Source organism: Pedobacter punctiformis (genome assembly GCF_027213715.1).
GTDB lineage: Bacteria > Bacteroidota > Bacteroidia > Sphingobacteriales > Sphingobacteriaceae > Pedobacter > Pedobacter punctiformis.
Genome location: NZ_JAPWGM010000002.1, coordinates 521,044 through 541,495 on the forward strand (window position 1 = coordinate 521,044; position 20,452 = coordinate 541,495).

Annotated in this window: 11 protein-coding genes; all 11 read right to left on the reverse strand. The window is 39.3% G+C overall.

Translation table 11 applies throughout. The annotated features are described in order from the left end of the window. Positions 1–21 precede the first annotated feature (21 nt). Positions 22–1,149, reverse strand: coding sequence for a glycoside hydrolase family 18 protein (locus tag O0955_RS08170; protein WP_269427050.1), 1,128 nt, complete (start codon positions 1,147–1,149; stop codon positions 22–24). A 3-nt stretch (positions 1,150–1,152) separates the two neighbouring features. Continuing rightward, a complete protein-coding gene (locus O0955_RS08175) occupies positions 1,153–2,328 on the reverse strand; it encodes a glycoside hydrolase family 88 protein (RefSeq protein ID WP_269427051.1) in 1,176 nt (391 codons plus the stop codon). 11 nt (positions 2,329–2,339) lie between these two features. Next, on the reverse strand, positions 2,340–3,884 hold the full coding sequence (locus O0955_RS08180; RefSeq protein WP_269427052.1) for a hypothetical protein: 1,545 nt from the start codon (positions 3,882–3,884) through the stop codon (positions 2,340–2,342). 1 nt (position 3,885) lies between these two features. Next, on the reverse strand, positions 3,886–5,076 hold the full coding sequence (locus tag O0955_RS08185) for an alginate lyase family protein (protein WP_269427053.1): 1,191 nt from the start codon (positions 5,074–5,076) through the stop codon (positions 3,886–3,888). A 3-nt stretch (positions 5,077–5,079) separates the two neighbouring features. Further along, on the reverse strand, positions 5,080–7,545 hold the full coding sequence (locus O0955_RS08190; RefSeq protein WP_269427054.1) for a glycoside hydrolase family 2 TIM barrel-domain containing protein: 2,466 nt from the start codon (positions 7,543–7,545) through the stop codon (positions 5,080–5,082). Positions 7,546–7,595: 50 nt separating this feature from the next. Beyond that, positions 7,596–10,259 (reverse strand): glycoside hydrolase family 2 TIM barrel-domain containing protein, encoded by a 2,664-nt coding sequence (locus tag O0955_RS08195; protein WP_269427055.1) that lies wholly within the window; start codon positions 10,257–10,259, stop codon positions 7,596–7,598. Positions 10,260–10,300: 41 nt separating this feature from the next. Continuing rightward, positions 10,301–12,520: a glycoside hydrolase family 3 N-terminal domain-containing protein gene (locus tag O0955_RS08200; protein ID WP_269427056.1), complete on the reverse strand. Its 2,220-nt coding sequence runs from the start codon at positions 12,518–12,520 to the stop codon at positions 10,301–10,303. 7 nt (positions 12,521–12,527) lie between these two features. After that, the gene (locus O0955_RS08205; protein ID WP_269427057.1) at positions 12,528–13,676 is read right to left on the reverse strand and encodes an endo-1,4-beta-xylanase; all 1,149 of its coding nucleotides are present in this window, start codon (positions 13,674–13,676) and stop codon (positions 12,528–12,530) included. 1 nt (position 13,677) lies between these two features. Next, positions 13,678–15,507 (reverse strand): glycoside hydrolase family 2 protein, encoded by a 1,830-nt coding sequence (locus O0955_RS08210; RefSeq protein ID WP_269427058.1) that lies wholly within the window; start codon positions 15,505–15,507, stop codon positions 13,678–13,680. Positions 15,508–15,612: 105 nt separating this feature from the next. Further along, entirely contained in the window at positions 15,613–17,331 is a 1,719-nt protein-coding gene (locus O0955_RS08215) for a RagB/SusD family nutrient uptake outer membrane protein (RefSeq protein ID WP_269427059.1), read from the reverse strand. An 11-nt stretch (positions 17,332–17,342) separates the two neighbouring features. Then, positions 17,343–20,444 (reverse strand): SusC/RagA family TonB-linked outer membrane protein, encoded by a 3,102-nt coding sequence (locus O0955_RS08220; protein WP_269427060.1) that lies wholly within the window; start codon positions 20,442–20,444, stop codon positions 17,343–17,345. Positions 20,445–20,452 lie beyond the last annotated feature (8 nt).

Consider the following 20,452-nt stretch of genomic DNA (forward strand, 5'->3'; position numbering starts at 1 on the left):
GTATTTGGTGTTGTATTTATCTTATTTCAAAGTTTTATTAATCTGATTAAGCAGATAACCATTTAAATCAGAATCATATTCCCAAAACATTACCCCACCCATATTATTTTTCAAAACGTATTTACATTTTTCCTTCACCGATTTCTCATCATCATAAGTCATATATTCGCGAGTTGCAGGATTATAAATGTAGGAGGCTACTGCTTCTTTATCGTGATATGCTGTAAAGCCTTTTTGATTAATCAAACTATCTTTAATAAAAGTATAACCTTTTCCATATCTGCTACTTAATACCGAATCACCTAAACCTTTTATTGAATTTTCTTTCAAAGTAAATGAACGGCTATAAAACGCAATTCCCATCACCAGTTTATTAGCCGGAACGCCGGCTGCAAGAAACTCCCTAAAGGTTTTATCTGCGTAATTTTCAGCGGGATATTTCTTAGAGTTATAAAGGTTGGTGTGGTGCCCGGCAAAATCTACATTATAAAAATCGTAGGTCATCAGGTTTACATAATCCAGGTATTGATGCACTTTATCCATTTCGCTATGGCGGATAAAATTGGTAAATCCGCCTACTGCAATGGTTAGCATCTTTTTAGCCTTATGAAGCTGTTCCAGGCTATCCAGTTCCAAACGAAGCTCTTTAAGCATAAAAGTAAAATTCTGTTTATCTTCAGGCCTGAATACATTGCCCTGTTCGCCTGCAATTGCCGGGTATTCCCAGTCAATATCCACACCATCGAGGTTATATTTTTCGATAATTTTAACGGCACTCGCCGCAAAGGCTTTTCTGGAAGTATCTGTCAAGGCCGCATCCGAGAAATTCTCGCTCCAGGCCCAGCCACCAATTGATATTAAAATTTTAAGGTCAGGGTTTTTAAGCTTTAACTTATTCAGATTTCTAAGGTTCACAGTATCTGTTGCTTCGCGATTCAGAAAGGCCCGGTTACCTTTTACATTCACAAATGCATAATTAATATGCGTAAGTTTTTCTGCAGCTATTTTGGTTACATCTGCAAGACCTTTATAGCCACCTACATAACCAATAACAACTTTCTTTTTCGGCAATTTTTCTGATCGCATAGCCATTAATGTAAAAGCAATAAGGGCAACAACGATAAAATACGACTTAAAAACCTTCATCATTTCTTATTTATTGCTTCTTAACAAAGCTTCCAGATAATAGTAATCGGCATAGTTAATTGGCACATCTATTTCAGATTTTGCAGGACGGTGCCCTGTGCTGTGTTCTAATATAAACCCGTAATTTTCGCCCGGTTTACTTACATATTTTGTACTCAAAGATTTCAAAATTTTATCGGCAGCAGCTTTATATTTCTTACTGTTGTTTTTACTATAACCAGCCAGCTCATACAATGCAGAAGCAGTTATGGCAGCGGCAGAAGCATCTCTGGATACATTTGGAATCATAGGATCGTTATAATCCCAGTAAGGAATGCCATCTTCCGGAGTTACTTTACTACTTAATATAAAGTTTACAATACCATCTGCATGAGCTAAATAAGCTTTATTTTTAGTTTCACGATAACACATGGTATACCCATACAATGCCCAGGCTTGTCCACGTGCCCATGCCGATTCATTTGCATAACCCTGTGCGGTAAGTTTTTGACGAACGTTACCGGTTAAAGTATCATAATCAATTACGTGCCACGAACTGTAATCAGGTCTGAAATGATTTTTCATGGTGGTATTGGCATGCAATACGGCAATTTTATAGAAAGAAGAATCTCCTGTTAATTTTGTTGATTCAAATAAAAGTTCAAGGTTCATCATGTTATCAATAATAACGGGATACTTCCACTTATCCGTATTATGATCCCATGATTTTAAAACACCCGCCTTTGCATTAAACCTTGTAGATAATGATTTTGCAGCCTGAATAATCACTGAACGATAGGCCGTATCCTGCGTTAATTGGTAACCGTTGCCAAAAGGGCAATAAATCATGAAACCAAGGTCGTGCGTTCCTTTATTGTACTGCTCTTTTTTTATGTCTTCCGTATATTTTTTAGCCAAATCGAGCCATTTCTTATCTTTGGTATACTGATAGAAATACCAGAGTTCGGCCGGAAAAAATCCACTGGTCCAATCCTTTGAGATAACCATTTTAAACTGTCCTTTTTCTACCGTTCTTGGAGAAACCAGATTAGGCTTAACTTTTCTTGCAGAATCCACATTTCTAACCAATATATCAGTTTGCTTTTCTGCAGATTTAAATGCTTTTGCTATATCAATTTTTTGTGCATTTACTACACTGAAAGACAATAACATTAAACCTGATATCTTAATCTTTAAGTTCATATATATTACAATTACTTTTTACTTTCTTCTACTTGTTTTAAATACAACGATTGAGGATTTAAACCTGCCTTATTTTGCCCTTCCCAAATGCCATCAGGCCGACCTTTTAACCGGCCATTATATTTTTTTGCTTTTAAGCCAATTGCATAATTTTTTCCGCTTACATAAGGGTTTTGTACGGCAGCTTTGGCCGCCGTACAATTCCATAATACCTGATTAACGCCCGACCAGCCATGCCCGGTACCCCAGTTTCCCCGATCCTGAATATTAATCTCACCATCGGTTATGATGTTATCATATAAGGTACCCATTGCCCAGCGGTGGTGTGGACCAATATCTGCCTTTGCATTTTCTGATTTGCAATTGTAAAACACGTTCGGGCCACAAACTTTAGCTCCTGTAACATAGTCGTGCCTGCCTTCAGAAGCATAACAACCCATAAAAAGGTTAAGCTGTCCATCATTATTGAAAGAATACCTTCTGCCTCCTATGATTTGAGATTTTGGTGCTAAACATTTACTATCCATCACCGTGATTTGTTTACTGTCGTGCCCCAGGTTAACACACGAATATCCAAAATAGCGACTGGTTACGTTTTTAATCCAGCTGTTTTCTATCTTATTGAATGAAATTGCATCCCAGCCATGCTCCTCGTCTGTATCACCTTTATATTCAGATTCCAGGTATAAATTTTCGATTCCAACTTCTGCAATTCTTCCTTCAAAAGTATATTTATAAATTTCGCCGCCCCCGTATTGATCTTCCATAGCCATTACAATTGGGTTATCAATCGTAATTTTATCGCCTTGTATGGAAGTAATTACCCTTTCAAATTCCAGATTGTAATCAGCAGGAGTCCATTGTATTGTTCCGGTGCCTGGTTCAATCTGATCCATTTTTAAATCCTGAATCCATTTGGTGGTTCCCGGACGGTAAATCATAATCTGATCTCCTACTTTTAAACCCTTTGAAGAAGCAACGGTAAAGCTTTTGGTTCCAACCGGAACATAATGGTCTGTTATTTTTATTCTTGAACCTGAAATTTCATTAGCTCTTCCACTTCCTGACGCCATAATTGTTTTCCGTTTTCCTTTGCCAGAGGCAATCAGTTTTGTTTCATCACCTTCTCCACGAAGTACGATTCCGCCAGTTGCTATTTTTAAACTCCCGGGAATTTTATATGTTCCTTTTTTAAGCAAAACAGCACCGCGAATACCATTTTCATCTGGTTGTTTTTTGGCCAGATCATCAATAGCCTGCTGGATTTTTTCCTGGTCATGATCGCCCGTAGCCGAAAGTACAATTACCGTTTTTACATCCGGAATAACTTTATCATTTTGATGATAACCAACTCTGCTAAAGTCAGGTATAATATTTTTATTTTTATCTGCAATGTACTTTAACCGGCCATTGGATTGTATTTTTACAAATTGAGATTCCCATTGTTGTGCAAATCCTGAATGTGTGATGACCATCATGATCAGACACAATACAAAGCCTGAAAAGTTTCTTTTAATCAGCTGAAGATAGGGATGACTCTTTGCTTTAAATTTCATTTTACAACCAGATTAAAGGATTACGAACTGGTAAATTGCGGATCACTTCTTCTACGTGCGGGTGATGTTCGAGCTTTGCCCATGCCGCATACCAGTCTTTTTGCTTGTATTGTACCGCACCAAATAACAAAAAAGGCTGCGCTACCGGCCAATTATTCCAATACATAACATCCGGCTGTAAGGTCCATTTGCTTTTATCAGCAATAAAAGGATACAGATAAGCTATGCCTTTTTTAATTGATTTGCCATCTGAAGTTTCAAAATTCCAAAGATTATCCTTTGGTGTAGATATAATCTGGCAAAGCATGGTCATGGCATCCAGGTTAAAAATAGAATAACCATAAGGCTTTGTACGGGCCAGTTCCAGCGGAAAACTTCCATCAACAGCCATTTGATTGGGCAATAAATTGGTTTTAAAATTCATCCGGATAGAATCAAGCATATTTTCGTCTCCGCAAAGTTTTGCAAACGAAGCCACCTGCATTGCCCAGCAAGTGGCGTGATTGTTTTTTACCGTTTTCTCCTGAATACCTGGTTTACTGGTATTGAGCCACAAAATATAGTCGGCAAACCATTTTTTAACACCTGCCAATGTGTTCTTATCAAATGCTTTTGCATTTTCCATGACTAAAGTACCCTGGGCCACTTCCATTAAATGAATGGTATCAATAATTCCATAATTGCGGCCCGTAAACTTACCTTTTACTGCCTGTGCAAAAAGTAAATTGGGATTCATTAAGGTTTCTGCATTTACAAACCATGCCTTTAGATGAGAAACTGCTTGTTTAACGTACTTTTCATCGCCTGTAAGCTTATAAGCGGATGCGAGTGCCCCAATGACCTTACTAAAGCGAATCATGGCTTTACGGTGCTCTACAAAATTATCAGGATTGGTTAGGCCATCTCTGTTGATATAGGGTCCTTCCGGATTTTTTGGATCAGGCCAGAAATAATCTGCTTCCGAAAAAAAATCATGTTTACCACCTGCGCTTCTTGGCGAAAAAGATGCTGTAACGGTTATGGGCTGCTGTTTCATTGCCCAGGCGGCTTCTGCTAAAATCTCCTTTTTTAAAAGTGTTGCCGCTTGTCTTTCAAAATCAGAGGCCGTTTTGCTTTCTTGTTTTTTGCCTGAAAACGCAGTGCCTGTTAAATAAACAAGTGCAATGAGAATAATAGAAATGCTTCTTTTCATAATTTATAGTGAGGTAAAAACAGTGGATAATCCTTCTGATCCAACAGAAACTATACTTTTCCCTTTATTTAATTTTACTTTTATAATGGCTCTGCCATTGTAAGCCTGTACTTTTCTCGAACCTGATGAAGTGCCCTGATTATCAATTAATTTCCCATCGCCAGTTAAACCAAAATTAATCCAGTTAATGGCATCAAGGCATTGTACCCCTTTGCTGTCGTAAAGTTTAACTTCTACTGTGGCAACATCATCTTTTTCCGCAATTTTAGTCAGCTCCATTTTTGCAGGTTTAGTCCATTTTTCAGTCTGGTAATTAAATTCAAACTCATCTGTAATCACTTCCTTGCCCTTTTTTGCAATAACTTTTACTGTATTTTTCCCTTTAGCAAAAGGCAAATTCCAGCGTAAACCTGCTGCCGGGTAATCCTGGCTGTTTCTTTTCTTGGAGCCGAAACTTTTTCCATTCAGGAATAATTCAGCTTCCGGGCAATTGGAATATACCTTTACCATTTTTTCTTCACCCTCATCACCCCAGCGTACCGGCCAGCTGTGCCCGTAAATGTGTGCCATTGGTTTTTCCGTCCAATAAGATTGAAAAACATAATAGGCCTCCTTTTTGGTAAAATCCCGCTCTACAACACCTTTTTGGTTCATGTAAGGCACCGGATTATCCGGTCTTACCGGTGTAGAAAAATCTTTGAAAGGCCAGTAAGCCGAACCACTTAACCAGGGCATCGTTTCCTGTTCTTTTAAATGCCAGTCGATTAAATTGGTGATGTAAGATTCACTCCAGTCACCATCTTTAGAAATTCTGGCTGCTCCGCCGTACAAGGATGCATCCCCAGCCCTTTCATCGGTGCTGCCACCTGTTTTAATCTTACTTAAAGCCTTATCCGGGTTTTCCGAATGGCGTAAAGCGTGACTGTCGCCACCCCACTCTGCATGTAAAAAGCGTTTAACCTTAGCAAACTCTTCTTCTGAAGATTTTTTATAATCTGTATAAGCACCACGGTACCAGCCTGCCCAGATAGAGGGCGAGTACACGTCCACAATGTCGCTGCAAAAATCACAACGCCTGATTGCAGTATAACGTGAAGCATCGAGTTTATGAGAAAGATCGTTAAGTTCTTTCATAAATGTTCTGATCTTTTCTTTATCAAATTCCGGAAAATCGCCAGGCCAGTCGTTTTCATTACCCATTCCCCAAATAATAATTGATGGATGATTGTAATGCTGCTCTACCATGTTGGTTAACATTCTCCGGGCTTGCTGTTTATACACTTCGCCGCCTAAACCGCCACGGCACCATGGAATTTCTTCCCAAACCATTATGCCTAAACTATCGCAAAGGTTTAAAACGATACGGGATTGCTGATAATGACCCAGACGGATAAAATTAACGCCCATATCTTTCATCATTTGCATTTCCTCACGAATCATATCCTCTGTCATAGCTGCCGCTACCCCTGCATGATCCTCATGGCGATGGGTTCCACGCAGCAATAAGCGCTTTCCATTAAGCATAAACGGTCCTTTCTCAACAAAGTTGATATTACGGAAACCAACTTTTTCCGCTCCTTTATAATTTCCGGCAGAAGAAATTACTTCATATATCAAACGGTACTGCTTAGGTTGATCAGTTGTCCATAAAATTGGTTTTTTAAGCTCAAAGTTCCATAAATCAAGGTCTGTGTTTAAACCGTTTATTTTTTTTTCGGTGCCGGCCACTATCTTTCCAGCCGGATCCATCAGTTTAAGTTTAACCGTTGCATCATTAATACCTGCAGGGTTATAAAATCTGGCTTTAACAGTCAGTTTACCTAATTTGCCTGCGGCATCCACTTCGGCTTTGGCAAACATTTTATCTACAGAAAGTGCTGGTACATAAACCAGGTTTAAATAGCGGTAAATGCCTCCATAGATGTTAAAATCAGCAAGATCAGAAGGAATCATTTCCAGATCCCTTGAATTATCTGTACGGATAGAAACCGGAATTTTACCTTTGAACTGCTTTTTAAAAGCTTCTGTTTTTTTAAATGCGGCAACGGCGTCTGTAATGTCGGCGGTCCATTCATCGTAACCACCTACATGTGTTGCAACTTTGGTGGTGTACACATAAACCTCTGTTTTTTGTCCGGCACCTTCAAAATGTAATAATGTTCTTCCGGCTTGATCGGGATTATCAATGGTAAGCTGCGTACGGTACCAGGATTGGCCCTGATAATAATTTACATCCGGATCTACAGCATCTTCTGCATTAACACAATGTGGCAGGCTTACCTTTTGCCAAAGCGGAACAGACTCGGGATTGCCCATGGTAACCGGACGAACAGCTTCCCAAACGCCCCCTAAATCCTGCTTTAAAAATTCCCAGTTATTATTTAAATGAATACTTTGCTGTGAAAATAGTAACGAACTGTAAAACAGTAAACTTATAGTAATAATATATTTAATATTTTTTAACATCATATTTAAAAATCAAACCTATGGACAGGGAATCGTTTCGTTTTATAATCCTGTTAATAAACTTTTCTTAATTGCAGCGCATTTAAAACCGGTTTACCTTCAATTGGTGTAAAATCGATGGTTATTCCTTTTCCATTTTGTACAGTAAGCCTTGTTTTTTTACGAATTGCAGTGGTATAGCCAAAATCTTTTGCAAGGTTAGTATGGGTTAAAAATGCTGATCCATTTATGGCTACACTGAAAATCCGGTTTTCTTCGACTTCTTTTTTGTGGGTATTATCTAAATTATACGCTAAAGATTCTTTAGAAATACCGCCAACCAGTTCTGCGAAATACAATGAAAGTTCATATTCTCCATCCGGAACATCCATTTTAAACTGCTGAATGCCTACCTGCTGGGTTTGGTAAATAGGATCGTTATCCGTTTCTAAAATATTTTTGTCACTACCGTAGGTAATGCGATTGTTGGTGCCTTTATAAGGTTCGCCACCAATCCAGCCCCACGAACCTTTTCGGTATGGCTGATCCGGCATCCACAACTGGTGTTCTTTTTCATCCATATAAAAACGTTTCGACCCCAATAAAACATTCATGCTTTTAAAAGAAAGCCCATCTGTAAAACGATATGGCTGTAATTGAAAGTTAATATCTTCCTGATCGCTATGAGTTGCTGAAACTACACGCAACTGATTTAAACCATCAGCAAATGGAACCTGCCAGCTACAAATGTGATCAACGGCTTCTTTTGCGCCTAAGCTTTTGCCGTTTAAAAACAATTCTGCCGATTTTAAATTGGTAGCCACCTGCAAAGGTTGTGTGCTAAACAGGGAAGCAGAATCTGCTACTCCTGTTCTGTCTTTCCATTGAGCTGAAGTAATTTTCAAATATGGTTTATCCAAAAGGTAAGCCTTATACAAGAAGTAAGTATCTTTTGGTACCCTGCCAATGGTTAAAAGTCCTTTATTATTGATGTGTGGCATAGTTTCTTCCCGGGTTTCCGAATTAAAATCAGCTAAATTCCAGGCCATTCCGCCACTTACAAAAGGACGTTTCAGCATTTCATTTAAATAAATCTGATTAAAATAAATGCCATACTCAACACTTTTATCAAAACGCACAGGCGAAAACGAACGGATTCGTGGATCTGCATCTGCACCATACTCGGTCACCAGCATTGGTTTATCCGCCAGTTCTTTATGATGACGGTCAAGGAATTTTCCAAAATCGGCTGGCGTACCCGAATACCAGCCTGAATATAGGTTCCAGCCTACAATCATTGGGATTTTAGTTAAGCCAACCTTGTTGTAAATGTCCCATGCACCATGATTAACTAGGAGTGTATAACGCGAAGGGTCTTCTTTACGGGTTAGGTCATCTAATTTTTGAGCCAGTTCGCGTACGTGGTCAAAATAAATTTGCTGGCGTGGCTTATCATTGGCAAACTTGGTGCGCAGTAAAACTTCATTCATATACGCCCAAATGATGATACTGGGGTGATTAAAATTCTGTTTAATCATTTCTACCTGCATATTCAGGCAGTTTGCCGTAAAAGCTTCGGATTCGGTAATGGTATTTACAACCGGAATTTCTACTGAAGCCAGAATGCCTAAACGGTCGCAGGCTTCAAGTATCATTGGATCCTGCGGATAATGTGCAACCCTTAAAAAATTACCGCCCATTTGTTTCAGCAGCTCAATATCCCTGATTTGTAAGGCATCAGGGGTTGCATTGCCTAAGTTTTCGTAGTCCTGATGGCGGCTTGCCCCAATTAACTTTAAAGGTTTGTCATTTAAGAAAAATCCTTCATTTGCATCAAATTTAAACCAGCGAAAGCCCAATGGGTTAGAAACCTGATCTAAAACTAGTTTTGTTTTGGGGTCGATAATTTTAGTAACCACCCGGTACAAATATGGATTTTCCGGCGACCATAGCTCAGGTTGTTTAATGTTATTTAAATCCTGAACTAAGGTACTATTTCCTCCGGAAAGCATATTCAGGGCGGAAATTTGGGATGAGATTTCCTTTCCCTGCGCATTAAATAATATGGTCTGAATTTGAACCTTTTTAGCAGTTCCTGATGTATTTTCAATAGTGCTTTTAACCTGAACCTTTGCTGTAGCTGAAGAAACCTGTGGTGTGGTGATAAAAACACCAGCACTACCATTTTCCTTTTGCGAAAAATGAACGGAATTGGTGATTAACAAACTCACATGACGGTATATGCCGCCAAAAAAGGTAAAATCTGCTGTTAAAGGTAGAATATCTTCGTTAAACCTGTTATTGGCCCTTACCTCGATAATATCTTCTTTATAATTTAAGAAAGAGGTAATCGGAACAATAAAGCGGGTATAACTGCCAATGTGTTTCGCCGCTGATTTACCATTAACCAAAACTTCAGCTTCTTGCGCTACCCCATTAAAAACCAAATAAATATCTTTTCCCTTTGCAGATTCATCTAATACAAGTTTACGTTTGTAAATGCCCAAACCACGGTAATAACCAGGTTCATCATCCAGCACATCTTTATCGTTCCAGGTATGCGGAAGATTTACCTTTTCTGTAGTGCCATTTTCTTTGTGAAATTCCCATTGGTCATTTAAGCTGATCAGTTTTCGGCCTGTATCCTGCGCAAAACTGCTTACAGACCAAATAGTGGTCAAAAATGTCCATAAAATGAATTTCATCAATGGTAGATGTTTCTCTTCTTTTCCCGACATGTAAATCTTGTTTCTTGCTATAGTGTTTTTGATGATTTCGTTTATTTTAGTGTAAAATCTTTTTCCAGTTTAATGTTGTTTGAGGCTGTACCAATCATGAGTTTAAAATCTCCCGGTTCTGCAGTCCATTTCAATTGCTGGTTATAAAAAGAAAGCTTTTCTTTATCAATATTGAAGGTGATGGTTTTACTTTCTCCTGCTTTTAGCATTACTTTCTGAAAATCTTTAAGTTCTTTAACCGGACGAACCACAGATGCAAACTTATCCTGCAAGTACAACTGAGCCACTTCTTCCCCATCGTATTTACCGGTATTTTTAAGGGTAAAGGAAACGGAGATTTTATCATTCATGCCCATCTCAGTTTTACTTAAAACCAAATTGCTGTAATCAAAGGTGGTATAGCTTAATCCGTAGCCAAAAGCAAATTTAGGACTGTTCTGTATGTCGAGGTAAGCAGAACGGTAACGGGTATCCTGATCATTTTTAGCCGGACGGCCGGTACTTAAATAATTGTAATAAAGTGGGATCTGACCTTCATCACGTGGAAAAGTCATGGGTAATTTTCCGGCGGGATTATAGTCTCCGTAAAGCACATTGGTCATCGCATTTCCAGCTTCGCTGCCCAACCACCACGTGTACATAATGGCCGGAACGTGATCAGCTGTCCAGTTGAATATTAACGGACGACCAGCCATTAAAAGCACTACAACAGGCTTTCCCGTAGCCTGAATGGCTTTAATTAAATCTTCCTGAACGCCGGGAATGTGAATATTGGCTTTACTTTTTGCTTCGCCACTCATATCCAGTGTTTCGCCAACGGCCATAATTACCACATCAGCTTGTTTCGCAGTTTCTACAGCTTCGGCAAAACCTGCTGTAGAGGTACCCTCAATTTCACAACCTTTGGCATATAACAATTCGGTTTGATTGCCAACTTTATTTTTTAAGCCCTGGTACAAAGAAACCAGGTTATCATTTTGCCATTGGATTGACCAAAAACCCTGCATATCTTTTTCAGATTTACCAAGGGGGCCGATTACTGCAATCTTTTTTAAGTTTTTAGCAAGCGGCAAAACCTGATTTTCATTTTTAAGCAGAACCATACTTTTCTCTGCCATTAACAAAGCATCTTTTCTGTTTTGAGGAGAATTTAATTCCTTCTCCTGGCGGCTTTCATTGCTAAAACGGTATGGATCATTAAATAAACCCAATTCAAATTTCTTACGTAAAATCCTTCTTACTGCATCATCAATTAAAGCTACAGACACTTTTTTATCGGCAACCAGTTTTGCCAGATTGGGCAGGTAACTTCTGCTTTCCATATCCATATCGCTCCCGGCATTAAGGGCCAGTTCGGCGGCCTGCGATTTATCTTTTGCATAACCATGGGCAATCATTTCACCGATTGAACCCCAGTCGCTTACCACAAAACCGGTATATTTCCACTGGCCTTTTAAAATATCACGTTGTAAATAAGCATTTCCTGTTGCCGGAATCCCGTTCAACGTATTAAAGGAGTTCATAAATGTTGCAGCTCCTGCATCTACAGCAGCCTTAAACGGTGGCAAATACACTTCCCAAAGGGTGTGTTCGCTCATATCAACCGGATTGTAATCTCTACCAGCAATTGCTGCACCATAGGCGGCAAAATGCTTTGCACAAGCCATAACAGCATCTAAATTTCCTAAACCTTTGCCCTGAAAACCTTTAACCCTTGCTGTAGAAATTTGCGAACCCAGATAAGTATCTTCTCCTGCGCCTTCCATCACCCGTCCCCAACGCGGATCACGTGCAATGTCGACCATGGGCGCAAATGTCCAGTGCACACCTGATGCGGCCGTTTCTCTGGCTGCAACCCTTGCACTGTTTTCAATTGCTTTTAAATCCCAGCTGGCGGCTTCTGCCAACGGAATCGGGAAAGTTACCCGATAACCGTGAATCACATCCAGACCAAAAATCAATGGAATTTTCATTCTCGATTGCATGGCCACTTCCTGTACTTCACGCGTTTCTTTAGCGCCACGAACATTAAGCATCGAGCCCAGTTTACCATCTTTTATGTCTTTTAGTTTATTCGGATTGTTGGTAATGGGTCCGGTAGCATCCCGGTCTCCGGTGTATTGATTAAGCTGACCAATCTTTTCATCCAGCGTCATCAGTTTTAATACGGAATCAATTTTCTTTTCAATCTTCTTATCCTGAGCTGATGCAGCAGAAAAAGTGAAGGACAAAATAAGGGCTAAGGGCAAGTAATGTTTCATCTATATTTTATTTAACACCGTCTAAAATTCCCTGATACGCCGCTTTGCGCTGATATTGAGCATCAAAGGGTAAAGGCCAGTCCGGGCGGCTATAATTTGAAGGAATCCAGCTGTCTCCATCGGTTACATTCCAGGTGGTTATTCCAAATTGCTGGCTTTTTGGAATTGCATTATAAGCCTTAACAATGACTTTATATTTTTCTGCCTGTTGATCTGCTAAAGCAGTCGTATAAGTCATGGTTTGTACATTATCCGGATTTAGAGCAATATCCAGTTCAGAAATGTGAATTTTTAAACCTGTAGCGGCAGCTGTATTAATGGCGGCGGCCAAATTAGCATCAGTTTGCGTAACACGGGTGTGCATTTGCAAACCAATTCCATCAATCGGAATACCTTTAGCCTTTAAACTGGTTACCAGATTTAAAATGGCCGTTCTTTTTGTTGGTCCAAATTCATGGCCATAATCGTTGTAAAAAAGTAAAGCATCAGGATCAGCTTCGTGTGCATACTGAAATGCCCGGCCAATGTAATCTGCACCTAATTTTTGAACCCAGATGCTATTTCTTAAAGTTCCGTCATCATTAATAGCTTCGTTTACCACATCCCAGGAAATTACTTTACCTTTAAAATGGCCAACCACAGTTTGAATGTGAGTTTTTAATAAATTTTCCCAATCGGCTGTTGTACCCTGAAAATTATTAACCCAATCTGGCAAAGATTTATACCAGTTTAGCGTATGCCCATGGACTCTTTTTCCATTGGCTTTGGCAAAATCAACCAGATAATCAGCATCTGTCCAGGTATAGGTATCTTTTGAAGGATGCACAGATGCAAATTTCATTGCATTTTCTGGCGTTACACTGTTAAACTCTTTAATCACCAGATTACGGTAATTGCTATTTCCCTTTAACAAACTCACATTAACCGCAGCCCCCATTGCAAAGGGCATATCTTTTTGCAGCGTAGTTTCTGTTATGGTCTTTATTGCAACAGGTTCAATACTGGTAAATCCTCTTTTTGAACAGGCCGTGCTTCCTAAAAAAATAATAAACAGAAACACAAAAGGACTTTTAAGCCTGATGATGCTGTACATGGAAGCAACAATTGCCAAAAAAGAATTGATAATGCTGATAGAGATGATGGTTAAAGGGCTCATACTATTTATATTTTGTTTGCATTTGGTTATAAAAGTCTTTGAGTACAAAAAATGCCTTTTTCTTTTTCCCGGTTTCACTGATTAAACCTTTACGGTTCCAAAAGTTTTGATAAACAGGATGTTGCCTCCTTGGCGATCTGAAGTCGGTTAAAATCCAGGGTGTCATTCCACGCAGTGCCTCAATTTTAGTCAGCATAGCAATTTGATTTTTATAAAGTGATTCCTGGTATTCTTCACTCCATCGGGTATTTTCATCGGCATGGAAACCGCCTAAAGCATCGCCCCCAAACTCAGTAATTACCACTGGTTTATTGTATTTGATATTGAAACTATACTTGGTAATTTCTGCAGGTGTACCACCCCAATACCATCCGGCATATTCATTAAAGCTAACCAGATCTATTTTTTCACCCAGCGGGTCATTTAAAATAATGGTGTTGCCATCACGATGTACTTCAAGCGCTGCAGCAACCAAACGGGTATCGTCAAGCGAGCGGGCGGTTTCTGCCAGATTGCTCATAAAATTTAAGCGGGGGGTACTTAATGGGGTTTCGTTACCAATAGACCAGACAATAACACTTGCCCGATTTTTATCCCTTAAAATAAGATCGGTTAACTGCTGCTTTGCATTGGCGTAGGTTGCGGGATTTTCCCAGCTGATGGTCCAGTAAACCGGAACTTCTGCCCAAACCAATAAACCCATTTCATCAGCCAAACGCACCATTTCTTCATTGTGCGGGTAATGTGCAAGGCGAACGTAATTGCAGTTCATATCTTTGGCCCATTGCAACATCATACGCATATCGCCTTCAGAACGAAGCCTGCCAGCCAGTAAAGGATTTTCATCGTGAATGGATATTCCTCTTAAAAAAACAGATTTACCATTTAATAAAATATCATTTCCTTTTACCTCAATGGTTCTAAAACCCACCTGATCCTGAATATTCTCGGTAGCAGATTTAATGTTAACTGCATAAAGTTTAGGATTTTCGGGTGACCAAAGGTTCAGGTTATTCCAGGTAAATTCATCTGAAATTTTTCCTTCTGAATCGGTTTTATATTTTTTCTCCAGTTTTAATTCCGGAATGGTTAAGGTAATTTCCTGTCCTGCAAAGGCATCAGCCAGTTTTAGGGAGAAGTTTATGGCATTTTTTCGCCCTTTAGACAACTGAATTTTATAATCGTTGATGTAATGTTCCGGCAGTTCGGCTAAAAACACATCACGGGTTATGCCTCCGTAATTCCACCAATCGGTATTTACAGTAGGTATTTCATCTTGTTTACGGGTATTATCAGCTTTAACTACTAAAGAATTTTCGCCTTTATTGAGTTTTCCGGTTACTTCAAACTGAAATGGAGTAAAACCACCTTTATGAACGCCTAATTTCTTTCCGTTCAGGTAAATATGCGATTCATAATTCACCGCAGCGAAATAAACAAAATACCTTTTACCAGCCTCTGGTGTTGCATTAAACTTTCTTCGTAACCAAACGGTGCCTTCATAAAGTTCGAGTTTTTCTGACTGAGAATTCCAGTCGCCAGGCACATTCATTTGTGGCGACAGATCAAAATTGTATTCAATTAATTCAGATTTATCTTTCTGTACTTTATCATCAAAAAAACCTCCGGTTCCGGTTTTAGACTGATCAAAGGGGTCATGCCTGTAATCGTAATATCCGTTTTCATAAGGATCAACAATGTAATTCCATTTACCGTTCAGGCTTAAAATTTTACGGGCCTGAATGTTTTGAACAGAGCTTACCTGGGCGTAGCTAACTGACGAAAAAAGGGAGAGGCAAATTATAAATACTCTACAGATCAATTTTGACATAATGTGTTTTTTTAGCTTTAAGTAATTGAAGTTTTAAAACTAACAATTAATATACGGCCGGTGTTTCCACCGACCGCCTAAATTCGAGCAAAATCTAGTTTTTCCTTAATATCCAGGGTTCTGACCTAAGGCCGGAGCTTTGTTTAATTCGTTTTGTGAAATTGGGAACAAGTAATTTCTGGCTGTAAATGTTCTGTTTTCTACCGTAAATGGTGCATAACTAAAAGTGGTTGGTGTAAGCTGAACAATCCTCATTCCGGTAACTGGCTTATTAAAAGTTACTTCTCCTTCTTTCCAGCGGCGAACATCATAAAAACGTTGTTCTTCAAAACACATTTCTACCCTGCGTTCGTTATGAATGCGTTTACGCAATTCCTCTTTTGTAGGGGCTACATAAGCATTGCCAGATGGATTAGTTGTTTGCAAAAGAGGCATTTTAACTCCAGTCCTATCTCTGATTAAATTCAAAACTCTTATAATTTCAGTCGTTTGAGCAGCACCCTGAGCTTCGTTTAAAGCTTCTGCATAATTTAAAAGCACTTCAGCATACCGAAAGAAAATCCATGGTCTGCGTACGCTAGCCGCAGTACCTGCCCAGGCTGCACTTTCACTTAAATATTTGCGCATATAATAGCCGGTTTTAGTAGCATTTACATTTAAGCCTAAACCATCCTTACCGCCCACATAAGTATCAACGGTTTTACTTTTAAAAGTTGATCCGTTGTACATAATTGCAAAATTTAAACGTGGATCGCGATTGGTGTAAGGATTTGTTGCTACATAACCTGAAGTTGCATCGGTAATTGGTTTACCTGTTGTTTTCATTTCAAAAGCATCCACCAGTTCCTGCGTTGGATTTGTACGTCCGTTGGCTGCATCGTAACTAATTGGTGCATTATTTACCTCAATACTGTTTGTATTCAGGGTTGCTGTAGCAAAAATAGTTTCGGAGTTAAATGCGCCATTGTTCCACAACCAGATATTAGGATAAGAACTATAAATGGCGTGTTTGCCGGTATCCATAATTCTTTTAGCCGCATCGGCCGCTGCCTGCCATTTAGTAATGTCGCCGCCTGGATTGTACTGCGGACTTGCTGCATACAACAACAATCTGGCTTTAAGTGCCATTGCTGCTGTTTGCGTTGCTCTACCCCTGTTGGTGGTATTCCATTCTGTTGGCGAAAGCGGTAATCTTGAAATCGCATCTTCACAATCTGCAGAAATTTGCTTTACACATTCGTCGAAGCTGTTTCTTGGAACATCCAGGTTATCACTAACGGTTAAGGTGCGGGTAACAATTGCAAAAGAACCGTAGCGTTTTAGCAATTCAAATTCAAAAAATGCCCTTAAAAAATACGCTTGTCCCTTTAAACGGCTAATCTGCGATTCGTAAGTTTGATTGGCAGGCACATTGGCCGGTAATAATTCATCTAAAGGAATAATTGCACTTCCATCTGCTTTTTCTAAAAACATGTTGGCTTTACGAATGCCGGTATACATAGAGGCATATACATCATCAAAAGTTTTAACGGCACTCCAGGTACCATTGTTAAAAGTGTTAATGGAGGAGTTTAAGTTAGAATTAACGGCTTCATCACATCCTGCAGCCAGTATTGCGCCATCATCAAGGCTATAACGATCTGTGAGTGAAGCATAAACGTTATTCAAAAAGTTTCTGGCATAATCCGGATTTGCCCAAAGCTGTGCTTCGGTAATATCATTGGTTCCACTAAATGAACCATCCTGAAGAAAATCTGATTTTTTACATCCTGCCGCATAGATGGCTACAATGGCAAGGGCGATATAGAATATATTTTTTTTCATTGTCTTATCTGTTAAAATTTCAAATTCAAACCAACCGAATATATTTTCATATATGGATAAGATGCGCTTGATACCCCACCAATATTTGAATTGTAACCTGATTCCGGCAATTCCGGATCAAAAGGAAGGCCATCCAGTTTATCAAACGTTAATAAGTTTAAACCGCTGGCATAAAACCTAACCTGACTAAGTTTTAATCTTTTGATAAATGATGCAGGTAAGGAATAACCAATTTCTATGTTTTTTAAACGGATATAATCGCCTGAACGGACCCAGAAATCTGAGTTTGCCGTATTGTTGCCGCGATCAGATAAAAGCAATCTCGGAAATTTTGCACCGGGATTATCTGGTGTCCATCTGTCTACACTAAACTGGTTTAAGAATCCGTTATTCGTTGTTCCGGCATTAACCAGTTGCTGAATGTAAATTGAACGGCCGCTGGTACCCTGGAACAAGAAGTTCATATCAAAGTTTTTATAGGCAAGTGATGCCCCAAAACCGAAATATCCTTTAGGCACAAAGTTGAAATCTGTTCTTACCCTGTCCAGATCATTAATAATTCCATCACCATTTTGATCTACATATTTAATATCACCCGGTTTAACATCTTTTGCTAACAATTGCTTTGGAGCAGCATCTATTTGAGCCTGGTTTTGGAAAATGCCATCAGAAATAAGCATGGTACTGATATAACCCGGCGTTGTAGATGCTGTTGCAGAAGGCGCAATAACACTTGATATTGGATGGCCTAAAGCTTTTTGATAAGCAGGCAGATTAGCTGCCTCATTAATAGCTAAAATTTTGCTGGTGTTATAGGTATAGTTTCCAAAAACATTTAGGTCTAAAGCACCAAATTTTTTATTGTAGTTAATTCCGGTTTCAAAACCACTGTAAGAGGCCTCACCCTCGTTTACATAGGTTAAAGTTTGACCTAATAAACTTGGCAGCTGTGAGTTTGTAGCCAGATTCTTTCTATCCTCATAAAAATAATCAGCGCTAACTGACAGGGATTGTTTAAACATTTTAGCATCAAAACCTACACTGGTTTTATATGCTTTTTCCCAGGTTAAGTATGGGTTAGCAGCGGCCAATTGTCCTGTACCACCAACCCCGGTATAACCCGTTCCGAAAGTATAACCAGTGGTACTTCTGCTAAAGAAATCGTTAAATGCAAATCTTCTTGCTGAACCCAGCGCATCGTTTCCAACTAAACCATAGGATGCTCTGATTTTTAAGAAATCCAAAAATCCGGTGGTTGCTCCTTTCATGAAATTTTCATCAGAGATAATCCATCCTGCTGATGCAGCGGGAAAGAAACCATACCTGTTGCCTGGTGCAAAGTTTTCCGAACCTGAATAAGCACCAATTAAATCAATAAAATAGCGTTGGTTATAATTGTACGATAAGCGGTTAGACCAGCCTTCACGTCTCACATCCAATTGCCCAAACTGCGCATAATTTTGTCTGGAAACCCTTGTACTAAATTTAACATCATGTTTTCCAAAAGTTCTGTTGTAATCAAAGCCAGCCCAAAATTCACTTTTACGGAGGTTGCCTGAAAAAGCATTCGGAAGGTAATCTACTTTCACTGCTGTACCGTAGGTTTGGTAAACACCTGTTGGCAACAGTTCTTGCGTAGCATACGATTGTGTAAAACCTGAACGGTATAAACCTGCAATATCATAAGCATAAAATACTTCGGCAGATAATCCTTTTAAAATTCCATCCATTTTTTGCTTTGCACTAATGGTTGCAATCATGTTACGGGTTAAATCTGTACTTGCACCTGCAGATTCTATCATGGCCTTAGGGTTGCTCGACGGAAATATAGAGGTACCGCCATAAGAACCATTAGGATTAATAATTGGAAAAGCATTGGGAGGTGTGGCATAAACAGCACTTAAGAAACCACCTGTACCCGGTCCGGGGAAAGTAAGGTTGGTAATTCTTCCACCAATATCTAAAGCTACATCTAAGTTTTTATTTACATGTAAATCAATATTGGTTCTTAAATTATACCTGGTAAAATTGGTGTTGGCATCATAGGTTTCATTTTCCCCACCTTTGTAAAAACCACCCTGCTGATAGGCGCTTAACAAAGTATAATATTTAATAAAAGCATTACCCCCTGTAACACTGGCTACATAACGCTGCGTTGGTGCTGCCTGTTTGGTAAAATCTTCAATAAAATTGTTATTTGGGTATTTAATCGGATCAGAACCGTCTAAATAGGCTTGTAAAGCAGCAGGACTATAAACCGCTGAACCTCCGCTGTTTACTGATGCTTCGTTGTATAAAGTTGCGTAAGTGTAAGAATTTAAGGGTTTAACCACCTGTAATGGTGCCTGTATACCTGCCTGAGCATCAAAAGTTACTTTGGTTGAAGTAGCACTTCCGCGTTTGGTTTTGATATAAATTACACCATTAGCGGCATACATACCATACCAGGCTAAAGTTGCGGCATCTTTTAAAACACTTATGCTTTCTATTTCTCCTAAATCCATCGATCTGAAATCGCGTTCAATTCCATCAACCAAAACCAACGGATCCTGATTACTGTTGTATGAAGAACGGCCACGGATCAGGAAACTTGAAACATCATATCCCGGTTGTTGAGATCCGCTTGGATAAATTGCTAAACCCGGTAAACGACCTGCAAGTACATTTGTTAAGGACGAAGATGGAATTTGCGGAAGATTAGTTGCACTCACCGTACTGATTGACGATGTGAGTTCGCGTCTTTTACGAACCCCGAAAGGAATATAAACATCGTCATCATCACCAGCATCTATCAGCGATTTGATTAATACCATTTCTCCATTGTTTGCTTCGGGTGCTGGTTTTAGCAGCATTCTGTAGCCAACAAATTTAAAAACCAATACGTCGCTGGTGGTTACATCAATGGTAAAACTCCCATCGGCACCCGTAGTTACTGATTTATTGGTTTTATCTTCCTGAACGGTTACAACCACACCGGGAAGCGGGCGTTTATCCTGATCTACAACTTTTCCATTTACAGTTAATTGCTCATCAGGAGTTTGCCCGTAAACCTTAAGCATACCAACGAGAAAAAACAGCAGGCATACAATATATTTTGAGTTTAATAATTTCATTTTGAATA